We start from the raw sequence: 18,427 nt of genomic DNA, 5'->3' as shown, positions 1-18,427 counted from the left end.
CTCGGAGCGCATGGTCGAGCCCGACGATGTGGCGTGGAGAGCAGGCAGCTGGTATTTTGCAATTGAGATCGCGGTGGTGGTTCAGGCCCCCGCAACCGCTGAGTGTGAAAGCCCCGTCCGCTTCGCAGGCGGGGCTTTTGCGTAAGACGCCGCCCTCTCGAATGACGCGCGTCGCCGGAACGGCCTGTCAAAAGACACAGCCTCGGGGGAGGAGCCGGCGCATACTGCTGGCGCAGTTGTCTCCACAGCCTATTTGGACATGACCGCTCGCGGCACACATTGATGCCGCCAGGCGGAGACACATCGCCATGAAATTGGGACATGGAATCTTGATTACGCGCGACGGTCGCGAGCTCCCGCTCCGCTACCAGTTCGGCAACGCGTACGACGATACTCGCACCGGGTATTTGCTTTGCGATACGTCAGGGCTCGATCCGGCCGCCCTGATGACTTGCGTCAGGATTATCTGCGAAGACGGAACAGCCATTGTGGCTGCGGTCACCCACTCGAGTGACCGCTATCTGGCAGTCACAGGCCGCGTGTCGGAGGCCTCGATCTAGTGCCCATCGAGGGTCAGCTTCGCGATATAGATTTCTGCGCCCTGTGCGTTCAGGACCGTTACCGAAATGGCCATATGGTCGCCATTCGGAAGTTTCTCCGTGGTCATTGCGGATAGTAGCTCTTTGGCCGCATTTGTCGCGGCCTTGTCGTCGGGCAGATCAATACCTTCATCGTCGATGTCTGCTTTCTCGCCATCGCGAGTGTGGAAGAAATAACGAGCCATCACCGCAGAATGCGGTGCGCTCCCAAGTGTTCCGCAATCCGCAGCATTAAGCCCGGTTTTCTCGCAAATGGAGATAACCCAGTTTCAAATTTCACGCTGTCCCAATTAGGCTATCGCGGGGGATGGGAGCATAACTATCGCGGCTGGCGGGCCAAAAGGGAGGAATGGCCATGCACGCGGTCGTAAGAACCTATTCCGGCAAGGGAGCGAAAGAGCTTTTCGACGTGCTAGAGAAGCGGAAGACGGACGTTGAGAGCCTCATCCGGTCGGTGAAGGGATTTGTGAGTTACTCGCTCATCCACACTGGAGATGGCGGCATTTCCGTCACGGTCTGCAGTGACAAGGCCGGCACGGATGAAAGCCTACAGAAAGCGCGAGACTGGATAAAGGAGAACGCGTCCAACATCGGTGTTGGTGCCCCCGCAGTCGCGGAGGGCGCAATCGTGCTTCAATTGAAGTAGCGCCACTAGCCGCTCAGTCCGAGAGGCCGCCTCAGTTGGCGGCCTCATCTTCTGTTGAATAGCTTTGCAGTCGTTCCAACTCCTGCCATCCGCTGTGGCCGCCTCGGGGGCGCGGACGGGCGCGATCATTGGCTTTGCGAGTTTGGGGTTGGCTGCTTGGCGCCCGGGACGGAATCACATCTTCGGATCGATCGTGTCCGCTAAGGCGTCTTTTTTCGCCTGCGGAAGCAAGGTCATCAGGAGAATAAACGCGGATAGTCCAAAGCAGACGCTATTCGTGACGATGAGCGGCCACTCGCCCAGGCCAAGGCCATATGCTGTCCAAAGGGCAAAACCTGTCACCGTCAGGCTGTAGGTCACGGGCGAAATGGAAGCTGTGTCGCGGCTGCGGACGATGCGCCAGGCTTGAGGCACAAAGCTGATCATCGAACACAAAGCGGCCAGGGAGCCTATGGCGACTATCCAGTTCATTGGCCCTCGCGATGATTTCGGTCTCTGATGCAGTGACGCCGAGCGGAACAATCCTTGCGATCGAGCCCCGCGCGGAGGCTGAACCTGGACCTCAGGTGTTCCCTAACTGCGCAAGCCGTCCGATCCGCCTAAGTCGTCATCAAGAACGGGCATGGATAAATAACGGAAGGGGCCTCCAGACGATAATCCGGAGGCCCTCTCGCGACGTGTCAGTGGGCGACGTCAGTCGACCGGGAATTGGGCGCGCCCATTAGGGGATGCAGGCCTGTTATAGGGGGCAGCGTTTTCGTCGAAGCTCGTCCAGCCTTCTTCTCGGTAGCTTGCAAGGCGCGTATCGCGATCGATCGGCGTGGCGTTGTCCATGATGGCCTCGACGGTCGCCGCGTGCTCGTCCGGAGCCTTCACGGATACCACGGTTCCGCCGCGGCGGACCGTTTCGGCATGATAGTTCGCTTCGTCCTCGTCGACGCCCGCTGAGGTCAGGGAGCCGACGAGACCCCCGGCAGCCGCGCCGGCGACAGCGCCGGCCGCCGCGGCGGCAAGCCAGCCCGCAGCCACGACCGGACCGATACCGGGGATGGCCAGGATGCCAAGACCGGCTAGCAGGCCGGCCGTACCACCGACGCCTGCACCGATGCCGGCGCCTTCGGCCGCATTGCTTTCCTTGACGCGTTCATCCTTGCCGATGACGCTGATGCTGGAATCCGAGATGCCTGACGCTTCGAGGTTTTCGACCACGGCGGCGGCGATCTCATAGGTGTCGTAAGAACGGGTGATTGTACGGGTCATAAACGTCTCCAGAAAATCCTGAGGGGAGAAATTTGATCAATGGCGGACGATGTTGCCGCGGTAATCGACGGAGACGTCGACTTTCGCGCCGGCATTCATGGCGGTGCCTTTCCAGACACCGTTCTCGTCCTTCTTCAGCCCCGTTACGTCCGAATAACCGTTGGCTTCGAGGCGGCTCTTGGCTTGCCCCTCGGTGAAACTGTTCGCCCCTGGCAGCGGGGCATTCGCGTCCACCGGAGAGTTAGGCGTCGGCGCGGTCGTGGACGTCTGGGCCACGGCGCCAAAAGAAATCGCCGAAGCGATCATCGTAACGAACAGCAGCTTTTTCATTTTACTATCCCGATATCTGCATAATATTTTGTGGATTATGAGATAAACTTCTCAGTCGGGATATGGTTCCACAAATAATACTTCATGATTTCGGAGTGGGCGAGCGGTCGGAGCGTCTTGCCAGCGCTGTTCCAGGGTATGTGGCACAGCCGCTGTCCCGGGGGCCTGCTCAAGGCCGGCAATCGCCTGAAACCGAACGATCCCGGCCTGCCCTGCGTGAGCTGCGTCCGCGGCGCGCAGCCATCCCGCACCGCCTCGGGCTTTATCGCTTCGACCGCTCGCCTACGGGACTTGGGCGTACGTCACCGGTCCTATCGGGCGAGATAGCGGTCGCCCGTGGCGATGATCGCCCAGTCCCGTTCGATCAAGCCGTCGAACAGCTCGCCGAGATAGACGGCCTGATGGGGCGGTGGAAACTACCGACGTCGAGATGGACGATTCCGGCCGTCAAATCCCGCGGCTGGTCGCGCGGACGGCGATCGACGTCCCGACCTCGCCCGGCCGGGCACGCGACACTGCGACGGTCACGGCCTCATCTCGCCTTGGCGGCCAGCAATTGCAAAGCGAGATCGGGGCGATCGCTGGTGATCTGCGAGACCGGCTGGCCAAGCCAATGATCGAGTTCGGCCACTGTGTTGGGCACCCAGACGCCGAGCTTGTCGCGCCCGACGATGTCGAGGGCGCGATCGAGAGCGAGGCGCAGCATCGATTGGTCGACCGCGATGATGCAGCCGAGATCGACGAAGCGTCGCAGCGTCGCATCGATCCCGCCGAAAGCCTCGCAGGAGCGGCGGTCGACCGAGGCGAGGCGGCGCATGCCGGGCGCCTTGGCACGGATTTCCTCGATCACCTCCGGCACGAAGCAGGTCAGCACCACGCGCGACGCCAGCTTGCGCGCTTCGACCAGGGCGATGACCTTGTCCAGCAGGCCCGGATAGGGATTGCCGAAGGCATCCATCTTCATCTCGATTTCCAGCTCGATGCCCGTCGGGGCGAAGACATCGAGCACGGCGGCGAGCGTCGGGATCGTCTCGCCCAGCGTGTCGTTGAGCCGGACCTTGCCCAGCGCGGCGCTGGAGAGCTGCCCGACCGGGCCCTTGTGGTCGGTTGTGCGGTCGAGCAGCGGGTCATGGATGACCATGATCTCGCCATCGCTCGACAGGTGCACGTCGAGCTCGACCGCGTCGACCTTCAGGCCGCAGACGTTGCGGAAGCCGCCGAGGCTGTTCTCCGCCCAGATGTTGCGCGCGCCGCGATGTCCGATGATCCGCATGATGGAAGCCCTGTTCGTATGTCTTGGTCGTTATTTGCCGCTGTCGACCAGCCCCTTCACGAACCAACGCTGAAGGAGAAGGATGACGATGGCGGGCGGCAGCATGGTCAGGAGCGAGGCGTTCATCAGCAGATGCCAGGAGGGCAGCCCATCGGCCTGGGGCAGAAGCTTCTTCAGGCCGATCACGGCCGTCGTCATGCCCTGCTCGGTCGTCATCAGCAGCGGCCAGAGATACTGGTTCCAGCCCATCAGGAAGAGAATGATCGCCAGCGCGACGATGTTGGAGCGCGACAGCGGCAGCAGGATCAGGCGGAAGAATTGCCAGGGGCTGGCGCCGTCGATGCGCGCCGCCTCGCAGAGCTCATCGGGCACGGTGAGGAAGAACTGGCGGAAAAGGAATGTCGCCGTCGCGGAGGCGATCAGCGGCAGGATGAGGCCGGGATAGGTGTTGACCAGGTTCCAGTCGAGATCGACCAGCGTCTGCACGCCGAGCCAGGAACCGAGGATATTGAGCGGCAGGGCGACATTTGCTGCCGACTCATAGGTCGGCACGATGCGCACCTCGATCGGCAGCATCAGCGACATGAAGATCAGCCAGAAGGCCGTCATCCGGAAGGGGAAGCGGAAATAGGTCACGGCGAAGGCCGCGATCACGGAGATCGACAGCTTCCCGATCGTGATGCCGCAGGCGACGATGAAGGAGTTGAGCAGCAGCCGGCCGAAATTGGCACTTCTGCGCACGGTCTGCAGGTTCACGAAGAACTGGTCGCCGGGGAGCCAGGACATCGGCACCCGCATGATTTCCTGCTGGGAGAGCGTGCCGGTGACGAAGACGAAATAGATCGGCAGGCAGACGAGCGCGGCGCCCGCCAGCAGGATGAGATGGCAGACGACATCGAGGACGGGGGTGCGCTCGTTCATGCCCGGTCCCTCAGACGCTGTAGTTCACGCGCCGCTCGATGAAGCGGAACTGGGCGAAGGTGAGGAAGAGCGCGAGCGCCATCAGCACCACGGATTGCGCGGCGGAGGAGCCGAGATCGAGCGTGACGAAGCCGTCCTGATAGACCTTGTAGGCGAGGATCGAGGTGGCGCCCGCAGGCCCGCCGCGGGTCGTCGCGTCGACGATGGCGAAGGTTTCGAACAGCCCGTAGACGAAGTTGATGACGATGAGGAAGAACAAGGTCGGCGCGATCATCGGCAGCGAGATACGCAGGAAGCGCTGGATCGGCCCGGCCCCGTCCAGATAGGCGGACTCCAGAATGGAGTGCGGAACGGAGAGCAGTGCGGCAACCAGGAAGATGTAGTTGTAGCAGATGTGCTTCCACGATGCGGCCATGACGATCAGCGCCAGCGCGTGCGACGAGTTGCGGTTGGGATCCCAGTCTAAGCCAAGCCCCTGCAGCATATGGGCGACCGGCCCGACGCGCGGGTTGAACAGGAAGGCCAGCATGATGCCGGCGATGGCGGGCGCAATCGCATAGGGCAGCAGCAGCACGGTCCGGTACGCGCCTCGGCCGCGCAGGATGTGGTTCGTGGCGAAGGCGAGCAGCAGCGCCGTCGACAGCGTCAGCACGTTCTGCGCGATGGTGAACAGCACCGTCACCTGCACCGACGACCAGTAGACGCCGCTGCGGAACAGCCGTTCGAAGTTCTGGAAGCCGACCCATTGCGTCGTGGCGCCGAAGGGGTCGGTGAGCTGGAACGCCTGGATCAGCGCCCGGATCGACGGGATGAAGAAGAAGAGCAGCAGGACGAAGAGCTGCGGTGCCAACAGCCAGAACGGCAGGCGCCAGTCCTTGAAATGGGCCCGCTTCAGCCCGCTCTCCGCCCGTCCGTCATCGGCCGGTTTTGCCGAAAGGCGCCGGAACGGCCAGCGCAGGCCCATTCCGCCGCCGCCGGCCACCACGGGGAGTTCCGCCGCGTTACTTCTTGCCCGCATTGAGCTGCTCGTAGCGGCGCAGCGCTTCGTTGCCACGGGAGACCGCGTCATCGAGCGCCTGTTGCGCCGGCTTGCGGCCGAGGAAGGCGGCCGAGACCTCATCCATGATCGCGACGTTGATCTGGTTGCTGTTGCCGATGCGGAAGCCCAGCGAATTGTCGCTCGGCGTGCCGCGCATCAGCTGCAGCACCGCGATCTCGCGCGTCGGGTTCTTGGCATAGTAGCCCTGCGCCTTGGCGGCCTCATAGGCGGCGGTCGTCACGGGGACGTAGCCGGTCGCCTGATGCCACCAGACCTGTGTGTCGGTCTGTGCGAGGAAATCGTAGAAGGCGGCGATCGCCTTGTACTTCTCCGGCGTATGGCCCTTGAGGGTCCATAGCGCAGCGCCGCCGATGACGCTGTTCTTGGGCGTGACGCCCTGCTCGTAGGGCAGCTCGGCTGCGCTCCAGTCGAACTTCGCGGCGGCGACGACGGCGGCGTGCGAGGCCGTCGAGGCGATGATCGTCGAGCATTCGCCCGAGGTGAAGAGCTGGATCGGGATGATGCCCTGGCCGGCGATCTGCATCACGCCGGAGGTGATCAGCCGCTTCATCCGCTCGACCTGTCCGACGAGCTTGCCCTTGTTGAAGACGAAGCTGGTGTCGAGACCGTCCATCCCGTTGCGCTTGGTGGCGTAGGGGATGTCGTTCACGGCGCTGTAGTTCTCGAGGAAGCTCCACTCGTAGTCGCCGGGGAGCACCATCGCGCATTTCGAGACGCCCTTGGCTTTGATCGCATCGAGCTGGGGCTCGAGCTCCTGCCAGGTCGCGCCGGGCTTGTCGAAGCCGGCGGCTTTGAAATGGTCGCGGTTGTAGAACAGGATCGGCGTCGAGGAGTTGAACGGCATCGCCTGCAGCTTGCCGTCGATGGCGTAGTAGCTGACGACCGGCGCAATGAATTTCGAGGTGTCGACCGGATGGCCCTGCTGCGCCATCAGCTCGCTGGTCGAGACGATCGCGCCGGAATTGACCATGGTCAGGAACGAGCGCTCGTTCGACTGCACGATCTCTGGCTGGCGCTTGGCGCGGTAGGCGGCGATCGTGCCGTTCAGGACCTCGTCATAGGTGCCCTTGCCGATCGCCTTGACCACGTAGTCCTTCTGCGAGTCGTTGAACTTCTTGACCAGCTCGTCGACGCGGTCGCCGAGCGCGCCGCTCATCGCATGCCAGAATTCGATCTCGGTCGCAGCCTGGGCGGAGGACAGCCCCGCCAGGAGCAATGCGCCGGCGCCGGCGAGCGCACCAAATAAAGGTCGCATTCAAAACCTCCCTCGTGAATTTATATGAGCATATGCTCTTGCTTGAAGCATATGCTCGCACACTGGCTTCTTATGTCAACCGTCGGTGACGAACGGATGACAGGCGCCGTGTCGGTGCTTTCAAGAGGAGGCGCGGCTTGCGGGCGCGGAGCGGATCAGTTGGCGAGAAGCGCGCGGGCGGTTTCTTCGTCGGTGATCAGGCCGTTGATGATTCGGCCCTTCAAGGCGGCGCGCAGAGGCGCCACCTTCGCGGCGCCCTGGGCGATGCAGATGCGCAGCCGGTCGCTCCCCGGCTCCGGCGGCACGCTGGTCACGCGCCGGTTGGTGCCGCCGTCGATGATCCGGCCCTCGACATCGAAGACCCAGCCCGTCACCTCGCCGACGCCGCCCAGGCGAACGAGTTCGAGCAGCTCGCTGCGCGTCATGAAGCCGTCGCGGTAGAGCACGGCGTCGTCGCCGATCTGGCTGATGCCCATCAGCCAGAGGTCGGCCTCGCCGGCGATGGCGCGGATGCGCCGTATCGACTCGATCTCGATCAGCTGCGCCCGTTCCTCTGGGCTCGAGACGTAGAGCGGCAGCGGCATCGGAAAATGCTGAGCCTTGGTGATCTCGGCCAGCTTCACCAAGGTGTCGAACGGGCTTGCCGAGCCGTCCGGGGAGATGGTTCCGACGAGCGAGACGAGCCGGTGCAGGGGGCAGGACATCGGCGAGACGCGCTCGATGCTGGCCCGCATCGAGCGGCCCGTGCCGAGCGCCATCACCAGCGATTTGCGCGAGCGCAGCCAGCGTTCGATCAAGACGCCGCCGAGCGCGGCAACGCCCGCGGCCGCCGTTTCTCCCGATCCGTCGGATGGGGCGATGTCGCAATGCTGCAGCTCGAAACGATCACGCAGGCGCGCGGCAAGCTCCATGCAATCGGCAATCGGATGGTTCATCCGGAAGCTGATGAGCCCTTCGCTGCGGCAGAGCGAGACGAGGCGCTGCGCGGCCGGGCGCGAGATGTTCAGGATCTGGGCGATATCGTCCTGCGTGCGGCCGGCAATGTAATAGAGCCAGCCGGCGCGGGCAGCGTCGTCGAGGCGGGCGTTGTCGCTGTCGGCCATGGGTTCAGCCGGCTGCTGCGGGGATGGCGAGCTCACGCCATGAGCCGAGCAATCTGTCGGCGCCTGCATCGAGCAGCGCGCGTCTTTGATCCAGGACGGCGAAATGGCTGCCCGCCGTCAGCCCGAAAGCGGCCATTCCGGCCGCCTTGGCCGCCAGCACGCCGCTGACGCTGTCCTCGATCACCAGGCAGCGCTCAGGAGCAACGCCGCGTTCTCGCGCCGCGAGCAGGAACAGGTCGGGTGCCGGCTTGCCGTTTGCGACACGCGTGGTGCTGAAGATCCGTCCCTCGAACAGGTCCCATAGCTCGGCCTTGCGCAGGCAGTGCTCGATGCGCTCCTCGTCGCTGGAAGAGGCGACGCAGTAATCGGCGTCGAAGGCCTCCACAGCCTCGCGCACGCCTTCGACAGGTTTCAGCGTAGCGCTGAAGGCGGAGAAGAGGCGCGCGCGCCAGTCCCGCTTGAAGCTCTCCGGGGCCGGGCGGCCGGTCATTCGTTCATAGTCCTCGATGACGGCGCTCGCGGGACGCCCGAGATAGCGCCGCATCACCCCTTCGAGATCATAATCCGGATCCAGCGGAGAGAGAATGTCGACCAGGGTGCGGCAGCTGATCGTCTCGCTGTCGACGAGGACGCCGTCGCAATCGAGAATGATGAGGTCGAAATGGGGAAGCGGATGCATGAGACATAGACAACCGTGAACGGATGCTCAAATCAAGAGCATCCGCTCGATTTCCTGTCAAATGCCGAGGCCGGGACCTACTGCAGTTCGCGGCTGAAGGCGGCGGCCCGCTGCCAGACAGGATAGCGGGCCGCATAGGCTGCCACGAGTGCCGGCTCGGGACGGAAAGTCTCGGGCGTGCCCTCCGGCTTCAGGCAGATCTCGCGCGGGTCTTCGCCGGTGCAGGCGAGGCGCGCGAGGCGCGCCGCGCCGAAGGCTGCGCCCGTCTCGGCGGCTGCATGGCGATGCAGCGGCATGTCCAACACATTGGCGAGAATGGAAAGCCAGAGATCGGAGCGGGAGCCGCCGCCGATGACGATGGCTTCCCCGATCGGCGAGCCGGCACTCTCCAACGCCGCCTTGCCATCGCGGAAGGAAAAGGCGACGCCCTCCATGACGGCCTGGGTCATGGTGTTCCGGTCGGTGTCGTGGCCAAGGCGGGCGAAACCGCCCCGCATCCGGGGATCGTTGTGAGGTGTGCGCTCGCCCGACAGATAAGGCGTGAACAGGGCGGGCGATGGAGCGTCCAGCCGTTCGCCGAGCGGCGCCAGCAGATCGGTCTCCGCGCAGCCCGTCACGCGGGCCCACCAGCTCAGGCTCGCAGCCGCGGAGAGGTGAACGGACATCTGATGCCAGAGGCCCGGCAAGGCATAACAGAAGGCATGAACCGCGCTGTCCGCCCGGGGCTCGAAGCGGCCGGTCGTGCGCCATAATACCCCGGAGGTGCCGAGCGACAGGAAGCTCGCTCCCGGCGCGATGGCGCCGAGGCCTACGGCCCCGGCCGCGTTGTCGCCCGCGCCTCCGGCAAAAAGCGGTGGGGTGTCGAAACCGAGTTCCCGACTCAGTTCCGCTTGCATCCTTCCGGCAGGTTGCGAGCCCTCGACGAGACCGGGCACGTGGCTGCGGTCGAGGCCGGTGGCGGCGAGCATGCGATCCGACCAGTCCCGGCTGGCGACATCGAGCCAGAGTGTTCCCGCCGCGTCGGACATCTCCTCGACGGCCTCTCCCGTCAGTGCGAGGCGCAGATAGGCTTTCGGCAGCAGGACTTTTTGAATCCGGCGAAAGATGTCCGGCTCATGCCTGCGGACCCAAAGGAGCTTCGGCGCCGTGAAGCCGGGCATGGCGATGTTGCCGGTGATATCGCGGGACGCCGGCTCGGCTGTCTCGATTTCCGCGCATTCCGCGGCCGAGCGGCCGTCGTTCCAGAGCATGCAGGGGCGTAGCGGCCTGCCGGCCTGATCCAGAAGGACGGCGCCGTGCATCTGCCCGGACAAGCCAATGCCCCGGCAGCCGCGAAAGGCGGCAGGGGCGATCTGCCTGAGTTCCCGCAGCGCTGACAGCGCAGCCTCGATCCAATCGGCGGGGTCCTGTTCCGCCCATAGCGGCTCGGGGCGGTGGACGTGGAGATCGCGCGTCGCCGCGGCCAGCAGGCGTTGACGATCGTCGACCAGGATGGCCTTGAGCGACGAGGTGCCGAGATCGATGCCGATAAAGCTGCCGACACTGCTGGGCAGCGGACTCATCAGCCGCGGCTCACGGAACCGCGCGGATAGATCAGGCTCTTCACCATGCCCCCCTCATTGGCGGCGTGCCGGCGAAAAGCCTCCGGCCCTTCGGCCAATGCGAAGCGATGGCTGACGACGGCGTCGACATCGACCTTGCCACGCGCGACGAGTTCGATGGCCCTGGGGTAGACATGGCCCATCCGCCGGGAGAATTTCAGGCTGAGGCCGCGACGGCGCGCCTCCGCCGCCGGCACCACATAGCTGTCGCCATCCGGGATGCCGACGAGCACGACGCGCCCGCCGATCCGCGCCGCGCGCACGGCGTCGCGAAAGCCCTCCGGCGCGTTGGTGGCCTCGATCACGAGCGGCAGTCCCTCTCCGCGTGTCCATTCCGCAATGTCGGCCACGCTCGCGCCGGCCTTGTCCGCCCCGAGCTGGAGCGCCAGCGCGCGTCGATGCGGCTGCGGATCGCAGACCAGGATCTCGCCGGCGCCGGCCGCCCTGAGCACTTGCAGGATCAGGAGGCCGATCGGCCCGCAGCCGAGCAGAGCGATGCGTTCCAGCAGGCGCGGTTTGGCGAGGTCGACGGCGTGGATCGCCACGCCGAGCGGCTCGAGCATCACGGCGTCGCTGGGCGTGAAATGCTGGGGGACGGCGACGATCTGCGATTTCGGCACCCAGATGCGCTCCGTCATCGCGCCGTCATGCGGTGGCGCACCGATGAAGACGACGTCGGGGCAGAGATTGGGATGGCCCTCGCGACAATGCTCGCAATGGCCACAAGACTGGTTGGGGTCGACTGCGACCAGCTCGCCGCGTGCTAGCCCCAACTCCGGGAGATCCTCGGTCAGCCAGCCGCTGAACTCGTGGCCGGGGACGAAGGGCGCGGCAATCACGGCAGAACCGATGCCGCCGTCCTTGTAGTAGTGCAGATCGCTGCCACACAGTCCGACGGCGGCGACATCGAGGAGCGTTTCCCCGGGCGCGCCCTCGCGCAGATTAAACGGGGCGAAGCGCGCGTCGCCCGCGGCGTGTAGAAAAATGGCGTGGGACATTCCGCATAAAGCTCCGGCTTCGCAAGCCCGCTCAACAAATGTATTTAGATATTTACATTGGTTACAGTCAAGGTTGAAGCCGGCTGACGCATAGCTCGCATGGCGGCGGGCGGGGCGAGGCGATGCGCTCGACCCGGAAAACGAACTCATGATGCCCTAGCGAAGTCTGGCGGCAACGACGACTCGCTCGAGCAATCGCGTGATCTCACCCCGCGATGTGTCCGACGCCCGCCGAGACTGTCGATTCTTCTGCCGGGGAAGCCGCAGGGCGCGCCAACGGCAGCCCTGGGTATTTGCGCGGTATCGGACGTTCTGGATCGATCGTGTCCAGACAAGGGACGGAACTCCAGCAGGCCCGTCGAAAGTGTCGACGTGAAGTTCGACTACTTTCAGTCCCCGCGACGACCTTGAAGCTACCTCGACGCGCCCTGGTACATGCTGCGCGAAAGATCGCTTCGATCAGGAGAGGCCTCCAGGATTGTCGGGGATACGGCACAGCCCGCGCGCGCCAAGCCGAAAGGCGCTGGCCTCCGCCCCCGCACACGCTGTGAGCTTAATTGCAAATAACTCGCACTTGCAAGGTCGTCGGATATCGCGGTAACAGGAAATGCTCTTGCAACCCATTATCAATAAGAGGCGTTCATGCTGGTTAATGCGCGACGATCGGTTCTGGCCGGACTGATGGCGGTCGGCCTGGCGGCCGCGCTGAGCACCATGCCGGCGGCCGCCCAGGAAAAGCTCAAGGCCGTCACGACCTTCACGGTGATCGCCGATATCGCAAGGAACGTGGCAGGCGACGCGGCGGTCGTCGAGTCGATCACCAAGCCCGGCGCCGAGATTCACAACTACCAGCCGACGCCGGGCGACATCCAGCGCGCCCAGGGCGCGCAGCTCATCCTGTGGAACGGTCTCAATCTGGAACTCTGGTTCGAGAAATTCTTCCGGAACCTCAAGAATGTGCCGAGTGTCGTGGTCTCGCGGGGTATCGAGCCGATGGGCATCGCCGAAGGTCCGTACACCGGCAAGCCGAACCCGCATGCCTGGATGTCGCCAACCGCGGCACTGATCTATGTCGACAATATCCGCCAGGCCTTCGCGAAGCATGATCCGAAGAACGCCGAGACCTACAAGGCCAATGCCGAGGCGTACAAGGCGAAGATCAGGGCCATCGTCGACCCGATCAAGGCGGAGCTCGCCAAGGTCCCCAAGCAGAAGCGCTGGCTGGTATCGAGCGAGGGAGCGTTCTCCTATCTCGCCCGCGATTTCGACCAGAAGGAACTCTATCTCTGGCCGATCAATGCCGATCAGCAGGGCACGCCCCAGCAGGTCCGCAAGGTCATCGACGCGGTGCGCAAGAACAAGATCACCGTCGTCTTTTCCGAAAGCACGATCTCTTCGGCGCCCGCCGAGCAGGTGGCGCGCGAGACCGGGGCGAAATATGGCGGCGTGCTCTATGTCGACTCGCTGACCGAGGCGGACGGGGCCGTGCCCACCTATATCGATCTGCTCCGGGTCACGTCGGACACTATCGCCAAGGGGCTCGCGCAGTGAACGCGCCCGTCAGAAATCCGGTCCACCCCGCATCTTCGGATGCGGGGCCGGGCATTGCGGTGAAGGAAGCGACCGTGACCTATCGCAATGGTCATACCGCGCTTCGGGATGCGAGCTTTCAGATCCCCACGGGCACGATCGCGGCCCTCGTCGGGGTCAACGGCTCCGGCAAGTCGACGCTGTTCAAGGCGATCATGGGCTTCGTGCGGCTGGCGAAGGGCGACATCCGCGTGCTCGGCCTTTCGGTCGCGGAAGCGCTGCGCCGGAACCTCGTCGCCTATGTGCCGCAGGCGGAAGAGGTCGACTGGAACTTCCCCGTCCTGGTCGAGGACGTCGTTATGATGGGCCGCTACGGCCATATGGGCATGATGCGCATCCCCCGCGCGGTCGATCGCGCGGCCGTCTCGGTCGCGCTCGCCCGCGTCAATATGGGCGAGTTCCGCAAGCGCCAGATCGGCGAGCTCTCCGGCGGACAGAAGAAGCGCGTCTTTCTCGCCCGCGCTCTCGCGCAGGACGGCCGCGTCATCCTGCTCGACGAACCCTTCACCGGCGTCGACGTCAACACCGAGGATCAGATCATCACGCTGCTGCGCGAACTGCGCGACGAAGGCCGCGTCATGCTGGTCTCGACCCATAATCTCGGCTCCGTGCCGGAGTTCTGCGACCGCACCATCCTGATCAAGGGCACCGTGCTCGCCTACGGACCGACCGTCGAGACCTTCACGCAGGAGAACCTGGAGAAGGCTTTCGGCGGCGTGCTCAGGCATTTCGTCCTCAGCGAGGCGCAGAGCGGCAAGCCGACGCCTGTCCGCGTCTTCACCGATGACGAGCGGCCGCTCGTCCTGCAGGACGGCAGGGCAACGGCGTGTGCGGCGGAACAGGGCATTGAGGGGCCGAACCGATGGCCGGCCTGATCGAGCCCTTCACCTATGACTACATGCTGACCGCCATGTGGGTCTCCGCCCTCGTCGGCGGCGTCTGCGCGTTCCTGTCCTGCTATCTCATGCTCAAGGGCTGGTCGCTGATCGGCGATGCGCTGTCTCACGCGATCGTTCCCGGTGTTGCCGGCGCCTACATGCTGGGCCTGCCCTTCTCGATCGGCGCCTTCTTCTCGGGCGGGCTGGCCGCCGCCGCGATGCTCTTCCTCAATCAGCGCACCAAGCTGAAGGAAGACGCGATCATCGGGCTGATCTTCTCGGGCTTCTTCGGGCTAGGCCTGTTCATGGTCTCGATCTCGCCGACCTCGGTGAACATCCAGACCATCGTTCTCGGCAATATCCTGGCGATCACGCCGGGCGACACGATCCAGCTCGCCATCATCGGCTTCGTCTCGCTCGCGGTCCTCTTGGTCAAATGGAAGGACCTGATGGTGGTCTTCTTCGACGAGAGCCATGCGCGCTCGATCGGCCTCAACCCGACCGCGCTCAAGGTGATGTTCTTCACGCTCCTGTCGGCCTCGACGGTGGCGGCGCTCCAGACGGTCGGCGCCTTCCTCGTCATCTGCATGGTCGTCACGCCCGGGGCGACCGCCTATTTGCTGACGGATCGTTTTCCGCGGCTGCTCGCTATCGCCGTGGCGATCGGCGCGACCACCAGCTTCACCGGCGCCTATGCGAGCTATTTCCTCGACGGTGCAACCGGCGGCATCATCGTTTGCCTGCAGACGCTGGTCTTCCTGATCGCATTCCTGTTCGCCCCCAAGCACGGAATGCTGGCGGCCCGCCGCCGCGCCGCGCAGGCGCTGGAGGTAGGGCCATGAGCTTCCTCGACACGCTTCTGGCCCCCTTCCAGTTCGAGTTCATGATCAATGCCCTGATCATCTCGGTGCTGGTGGCGATCCCGATGGCCCTGCTCTCCTGCTTCCTCGTCCTCAAGGGCTGGTCGCTGATGGGCGACGCGATCTCGCACGCCGTGTTTCCGGGCGTGGTCATCGCCTATATCGTCGGGTTTCCCTACGCGATCGGCGCCTTCGTCGCCGGCATGTTCTGCGCCATCGCCACCGGCTTCCTGAAGGAGAACAGCCGCATCAAGCAGGACACGGTGATGGGCATCGTGTTCTCCGGCATGTTTGGCTTCGGGCTGGTTCTCTACGTCAAGATCCGGTCCGATGTGCATCTCGACCACATCCTGTTCGGCGACATGCTTGGCGTCTCCTGGGCCGATATCGGCCAGGCCGCGCTGATCGCCGCGCTCACGGCCGCCGTCATCGGCGTCAAATGGAAGGACTTTCTCCTGCATGCCTTCGATCCCGCGCAGGCGCGGGCCGTCGGCCTGCGGGTGAACCTGTTGCACTATGGCCTGCTCAGCCTGATCTCCCTGACCATCGTCGGCGCCCTGCAGGCCGTCGGCATCATCATGGCTATCGCCATGCTGATCGCGCCGGGTGCCATCGCCTTCCTGCTGACCCGGCAATTCAGCACCATGCTGCTCCTGTCCGTAGCCATCGCCGTGGCCGGCTCGTTCCTCGGCGTCTACCTGTCCTTCTTCATCGACAGCGCCCCGGCACCGACCATCGTGCTTCTGCTTTCCATCGCTTTCGTCGTGGCGTTCATCCATGCGAGCCGAAGGACGGCTCGGGTTATGGCGTAAGCTCTGGGACAAGGCTCCGCGGACGCCGATGGAGCCTTCTCTCAAGAGCGATGGCGCGAACACCTCGTAACGCTCGGTTGCCAAGACCGATCGTGGGCACGCTACCTGACCCAAACCGGAGTTTGGTGCGGGGGTTTTTCGCGTGTCCTGAGGCCGCGCGATATCCAATTCCCAGTCAGCCAAGACCGATCTTGGCCGCGCAGCCGGTTTAAGAACCGTCGATCGACCCTCTTGATATGCGGCCTGCGCAATCCATATACCATCCACCCGGATGGTATATGGATGTGATTATGAAAGCGCCCGATAGCGAAAAGCTGACGCTGAATCTCGGCTTCGTGGACCTCGGCCGCATCGACCTGCTGGTCAGGGACGGCTTCTATTCCAACCGGTCGGACTTCATTCGCACCGCAATCCGCAACCAGCTTTCGTCCCATTCGGAGATCGCGGCCAAGGCGACGACACGATTGGCGCTCGAATTGGGACTTCGGACATTCACGCGGCGGGACCTGGAGGCGGTGGTGGCCGCCGGTGAACAACTCGAAATCCGGGTCCTCGGCCTGGCCGTGATCGACAACGACGTCTCGCCGGAACTGGCGAGGACAGCCATCGCATCCCTCACGGTCCTCGGTGCCTTGCACGCATCCCCCGACATCAAGGCCGCCCTGGCCGACCGCCTGACATGACCCAAAGGACATCAGCCATGAACCCGCGCTTTCACGCCGCCATCGGCGAAGCCATGAGCCGCCTGCGAACAGCCGATGTGGCGGGCGCAACGGCTGCGGTCCAGCGCGCTCTTGCCGGACAGCAGCCTCTGCGGGGAGCAGATCCGGATAGCGGCGGCCAGGGCAGAGCCGGCCTCGAAGCGCCTCCGGCGCGGGGTCTCAGGGCGGTCCTGCAGAAGCTTCGCCATGAGCGGCCGAGCTTCGTTCACACCCCCAGCCATGGCCCAGCGGCCGCTGAAGGAGCCGGGGACAGTGAGAACTTTCGCGCGCGCCGCTTCCAATCGGCGGCAGGCTCGGTGGCATACAAGCTCTACATGCCCGCCGATCATGCCGGCCGGGAGCTCGCGCTGGTCCTGATGCTGCATGGCTGCACGCAAGATCCCGACGATTTCGCGCGCGGGACCCGGATGAACGCATTGGCCGACGAATTCGGCCTGATCGTCGCCTATCCCTTGCAGCCGAAATCGGCCAACGCCCAAGGCTGCTGGAACTGGTTCGACACCCGACATCAGCAGCGCGGCGCCGGCGAGCCGGCCGTGCTGGCCGGGCTTGCTCAGGAACTGGCTTCAGAGTTCAAGATCGATCGCAGGCGCATCTTCGTTGCCGGCCTGTCGGCGGGCGGTGCCATGGCCGACATCCTGTCATCGGCCTATCCCGACGTCTTTTCCGCAGCGGGTATCCATTCCGGCCTGCCTCATGGCGCGGCTTGCGATGTCATGTCTGCATTTGCCGCGATGAAAGGGACTGCGAAAGCAGCGGTGAAAGGTGGTTCGCCGATCAGAAAGATCGTTTTCCACGGGGCTGCCGATGCCACGGTCCATCCGTCGAACGGCAAACAGGTGTTCGATCTCACGCGCTCCGCCCATGGCGAACCGGCGGAATTTCAGACCGATGCAGTGATCAATGGCAAAGGCGTGACCCGGACGCTGCTCGGAAACGGCGATCGGCCGGCGATTGCCGAGCATTGGCTCATCAAGGGCGGCGGCCATGCCTGGTCGGGAGGCGACCGTCTGGGAAGCTATGCGGATGCGACGGGCCCCGACGCCTCGCGGGAGATGATCCGCTTTTTCCTCGAGGCCTGAGAAAACGTCGGCGACTTCGGGGCGGGGTCCGCGGATTCGGCGGCGTCCGCCCCGGCAAGGACTGAAGGCCGGTCAACGATCCAGCCTTAACGCGATGCTCGGGAACGGGCATCGACGGGAACAAACGATGCTGCGGGTCGTTTGCCGTTCATGACGAATCCGATCAAATCACAGGACGACCCAATCCGGAGCGCAGCCCCTGCGCCCGTTCATGACATGGACCGGTCTCTTCCCGTCGATTCCCGCAAGAATGTCGTGCGCAAGAACCAGCAGCTGAAGGCGCGCGCCGTTGCGGGGCGGCATATCGACGAAGCACTCTCCGACCTGCCGATCTCCGACGACACCAAGGCTTCACGGAAGGCGAAGCTCATCGATGTGCCCGCAGGTACGCCGGACAAGCGGCGCGGCAAGCGGCCGACATAAGGCTCAGCCTCGATCCTTGGCGGCGACGGAGGCGAGGCGGCTCATCACGATGCCGTTTCCTCGTCACTCTGGGAAGGCTGCGCCCGCCTGCAGGTTCCGCGGGTGAAGCGTTCGATCTCGGCAAGCGCCTCGTCGAGTGTCCGGTAGGGTTCGAGCTTCATGGTCGCCATCGTCTGCATCGCATGACCGGCGGGACGAATCCGAAACACGCCGGAGGTCTCTTCCACTACACGCCCCATCTCCCGGCCGAGCAGGTCGGTCAGCAGCCAGGCTGCCTCGTCCGGTTTTGAAGTCACGTCGATGTCCAAGGCAGATTCCTTCGGTTAGCAGCTCGC

Annotated in this window: 23 protein-coding genes; 9 read left to right on the top strand and 14 right to left on the bottom strand. The window is 64.3% G+C overall.

Features of this window, described 5'->3' with window-relative positions; translation table 11 throughout:
* The first annotated feature begins 308 nt into the window (after positions 1–308).
* Positions 309–560 (top strand): hypothetical protein, encoded by a 252-nt coding sequence (locus tag NWE53_RS18415; protein WP_265050826.1) that lies wholly within the window; start codon positions 309–311, stop codon positions 558–560.
* On the opposite strand, the gene NWE53_RS18410 is transcribed toward NWE53_RS18415, so the two are convergent.
* Positions 557–784: a DUF6894 family protein gene (locus NWE53_RS18410; protein WP_265050825.1), complete on the bottom strand. Its 228-nt coding sequence runs from the start codon at positions 782–784 to the stop codon at positions 557–559. The two genes, NWE53_RS18415 and NWE53_RS18410, sit on opposite strands and share 4 nt — an antisense overlap.
* A gap of 170 nt (positions 785–954) precedes the next feature.
* Here NWE53_RS18410 and NWE53_RS18405 point away from each other — a divergent pair, with 170 nt between their 5' ends.
* Positions 955–1,245 (top strand): hypothetical protein, encoded by a 291-nt coding sequence (locus NWE53_RS18405; protein WP_265050824.1) that lies wholly within the window; start codon positions 955–957, stop codon positions 1,243–1,245.
* A 174-nt stretch (positions 1,246–1,419) separates the two neighbouring features.
* Here NWE53_RS18405 and NWE53_RS18400 read toward each other — a convergent pair whose 3' ends face one another.
* The 11 genes from NWE53_RS18400 to NWE53_RS18350 form a co-directional block, all read right to left on the bottom strand.
* Positions 1,420–1,716: a SemiSWEET family sugar transporter gene (locus tag NWE53_RS18400; protein ID WP_265050823.1), complete on the bottom strand. Its 297-nt coding sequence runs from the start codon at positions 1,714–1,716 to the stop codon at positions 1,420–1,422.
* Between the two features lie 222 nt (positions 1,717–1,938).
* The gene (locus tag NWE53_RS18395; protein ID WP_265050822.1) at positions 1,939–2,505 is read right to left on the bottom strand and encodes a hypothetical protein; all 567 of its coding nucleotides are present in this window, start codon (positions 2,503–2,505) and stop codon (positions 1,939–1,941) included.
* A 36-nt stretch (positions 2,506–2,541) separates the two neighbouring features.
* A complete protein-coding gene (locus tag NWE53_RS18390) occupies positions 2,542–2,835 on the bottom strand; it encodes a PepSY domain-containing protein (protein WP_265050821.1) in 294 nt (97 codons plus the stop codon).
* A 532-nt stretch (positions 2,836–3,367) separates the two neighbouring features.
* Complete coding sequence (locus NWE53_RS18385; RefSeq protein ID WP_265050820.1) at positions 3,368–4,108, bottom strand: glycerophosphodiester phosphodiesterase family protein; 741 nt, start codon at positions 4,106–4,108, stop codon at positions 3,368–3,370.
* Between the two features lie 30 nt (positions 4,109–4,138).
* A complete protein-coding gene (locus NWE53_RS18380; protein WP_265050819.1) occupies positions 4,139–5,029 on the bottom strand; it encodes an ABC transporter permease subunit in 891 nt (296 codons plus the stop codon).
* A 10-nt stretch (positions 5,030–5,039) separates the two neighbouring features.
* Positions 5,040–5,993, bottom strand: a complete 954-nt coding sequence (locus tag NWE53_RS18375; RefSeq protein WP_265054942.1) for an ABC transporter permease subunit — start codon at positions 5,991–5,993, stop codon at positions 5,040–5,042.
* Positions 5,994–6,030: 37 nt separating this feature from the next.
* Entirely contained in the window at positions 6,031–7,344 is a 1,314-nt protein-coding gene (locus NWE53_RS18370; RefSeq protein WP_265050818.1) for an extracellular solute-binding protein, read from the bottom strand.
* A 155-nt stretch (positions 7,345–7,499) separates the two neighbouring features.
* A complete protein-coding gene (locus tag NWE53_RS18365) occupies positions 7,500–8,447 on the bottom strand; it encodes a sugar-binding transcriptional regulator (RefSeq protein WP_265050817.1) in 948 nt (315 codons plus the stop codon).
* 4 nt (positions 8,448–8,451) lie between these two features.
* The gene (locus NWE53_RS18360; RefSeq protein ID WP_265050816.1) at positions 8,452–9,126 is read right to left on the bottom strand and encodes an HAD-IA family hydrolase; all 675 of its coding nucleotides are present in this window, start codon (positions 9,124–9,126) and stop codon (positions 8,452–8,454) included.
* A gap of 77 nt (positions 9,127–9,203) precedes the next feature.
* Positions 9,204–10,688, bottom strand: a complete 1,485-nt coding sequence (xylB, locus tag NWE53_RS18355; RefSeq protein WP_265050815.1) for a xylulokinase — start codon at positions 10,686–10,688, stop codon at positions 9,204–9,206.
* On the bottom strand, positions 10,688–11,725 hold the full coding sequence (locus tag NWE53_RS18350; protein ID WP_265050814.1) for a zinc-dependent alcohol dehydrogenase: 1,038 nt from the start codon (positions 11,723–11,725) through the stop codon (positions 10,688–10,690). The genes xylB and NWE53_RS18350 overlap by 1 nt, the downstream gene beginning before the upstream one ends.
* A 642-nt stretch (positions 11,726–12,367) precedes the next feature.
* Between NWE53_RS18350 and NWE53_RS18345 the strand changes: the two genes are divergently transcribed.
* The 5 genes from NWE53_RS18345 (at position 12,368) to NWE53_RS18325 (ending at position 16,548) form a co-directional block, all read left to right on the top strand.
* Complete coding sequence (locus NWE53_RS18345; RefSeq protein ID WP_320109518.1) at positions 12,368–13,276, top strand: metal ABC transporter substrate-binding protein; 909 nt, start codon at positions 12,368–12,370, stop codon at positions 13,274–13,276.
* Complete coding sequence (locus NWE53_RS18340) at positions 13,273–14,190, top strand: manganese/iron ABC transporter ATP-binding protein (RefSeq protein WP_320109517.1); 918 nt, start codon at positions 13,273–13,275, stop codon at positions 14,188–14,190. The genes NWE53_RS18345 and NWE53_RS18340 overlap by 4 nt, the downstream gene beginning before the upstream one ends.
* Positions 14,178–15,035, top strand: a complete 858-nt coding sequence (locus NWE53_RS18335) for a metal ABC transporter permease (RefSeq protein ID WP_265050813.1) — start codon at positions 14,178–14,180, stop codon at positions 15,033–15,035. Before NWE53_RS18340 ends, NWE53_RS18335 begins: the two co-directional genes overlap by 13 nt.
* Positions 15,032–15,865 carry a metal ABC transporter permease gene (locus NWE53_RS18330; RefSeq protein WP_265050812.1) on the top strand — a complete coding sequence of 278 codons (834 nt, stop codon included), beginning with the start codon at positions 15,032–15,034 and terminating at the stop codon, positions 15,863–15,865. The genes NWE53_RS18335 and NWE53_RS18330 overlap by 4 nt, the downstream gene beginning before the upstream one ends.
* A 290-nt stretch (positions 15,866–16,155) precedes the next feature.
* The gene (locus NWE53_RS18325; RefSeq protein WP_265050811.1) at positions 16,156–16,548 is read left to right on the top strand and encodes a CopG family transcriptional regulator; all 393 of its coding nucleotides are present in this window, start codon (positions 16,156–16,158) and stop codon (positions 16,546–16,548) included.
* Between the two features lie 11 nt (positions 16,549–16,559).
* Here NWE53_RS18325 and NWE53_RS18320 read toward each other — a convergent pair whose 3' ends face one another.
* Positions 16,560–16,775: a hypothetical protein gene (locus NWE53_RS18320; protein ID WP_265050810.1), complete on the bottom strand. Its 216-nt coding sequence runs from the start codon at positions 16,773–16,775 to the stop codon at positions 16,560–16,562.
* Here NWE53_RS18320 and NWE53_RS18315 point away from each other — a divergent pair.
* Complete coding sequence (locus tag NWE53_RS18315) at positions 16,677–17,669, top strand: extracellular catalytic domain type 1 short-chain-length polyhydroxyalkanoate depolymerase (RefSeq protein WP_442865042.1); 993 nt, start codon at positions 16,677–16,679, stop codon at positions 17,667–17,669. The two genes, NWE53_RS18320 and NWE53_RS18315, sit on opposite strands and share 99 nt — an antisense overlap.
* A gap of 216 nt (positions 17,670–17,885) precedes the next feature.
* Entirely contained in the window at positions 17,886–18,092 is a 207-nt protein-coding gene (locus NWE53_RS18310) for a hypothetical protein (protein ID WP_265050808.1), read from the top strand.
* Between the two features lie 44 nt (positions 18,093–18,136).
* Here the strand turns inward: NWE53_RS18310 and NWE53_RS18305 are convergent, their stop codons facing one another.
* A complete protein-coding gene (locus tag NWE53_RS18305; protein ID WP_265050807.1) occupies positions 18,137–18,400 on the bottom strand; it encodes a hypothetical protein in 264 nt (87 codons plus the stop codon).
* Between the last annotated feature and the right edge of the window lie 27 nt (positions 18,401–18,427).

The sequence above is a fragment of the Bosea sp. NBC_00550 genome (genome assembly GCF_026020075.1).
In the GTDB taxonomy this organism is placed as follows: Bacteria; Pseudomonadota; Alphaproteobacteria; order Rhizobiales; family Beijerinckiaceae; genus Allobosea.
The sequence above is the reverse complement of the archived record's forward strand: the minus strand, read 5'-3'. Positions and strand labels throughout refer to the sequence as shown.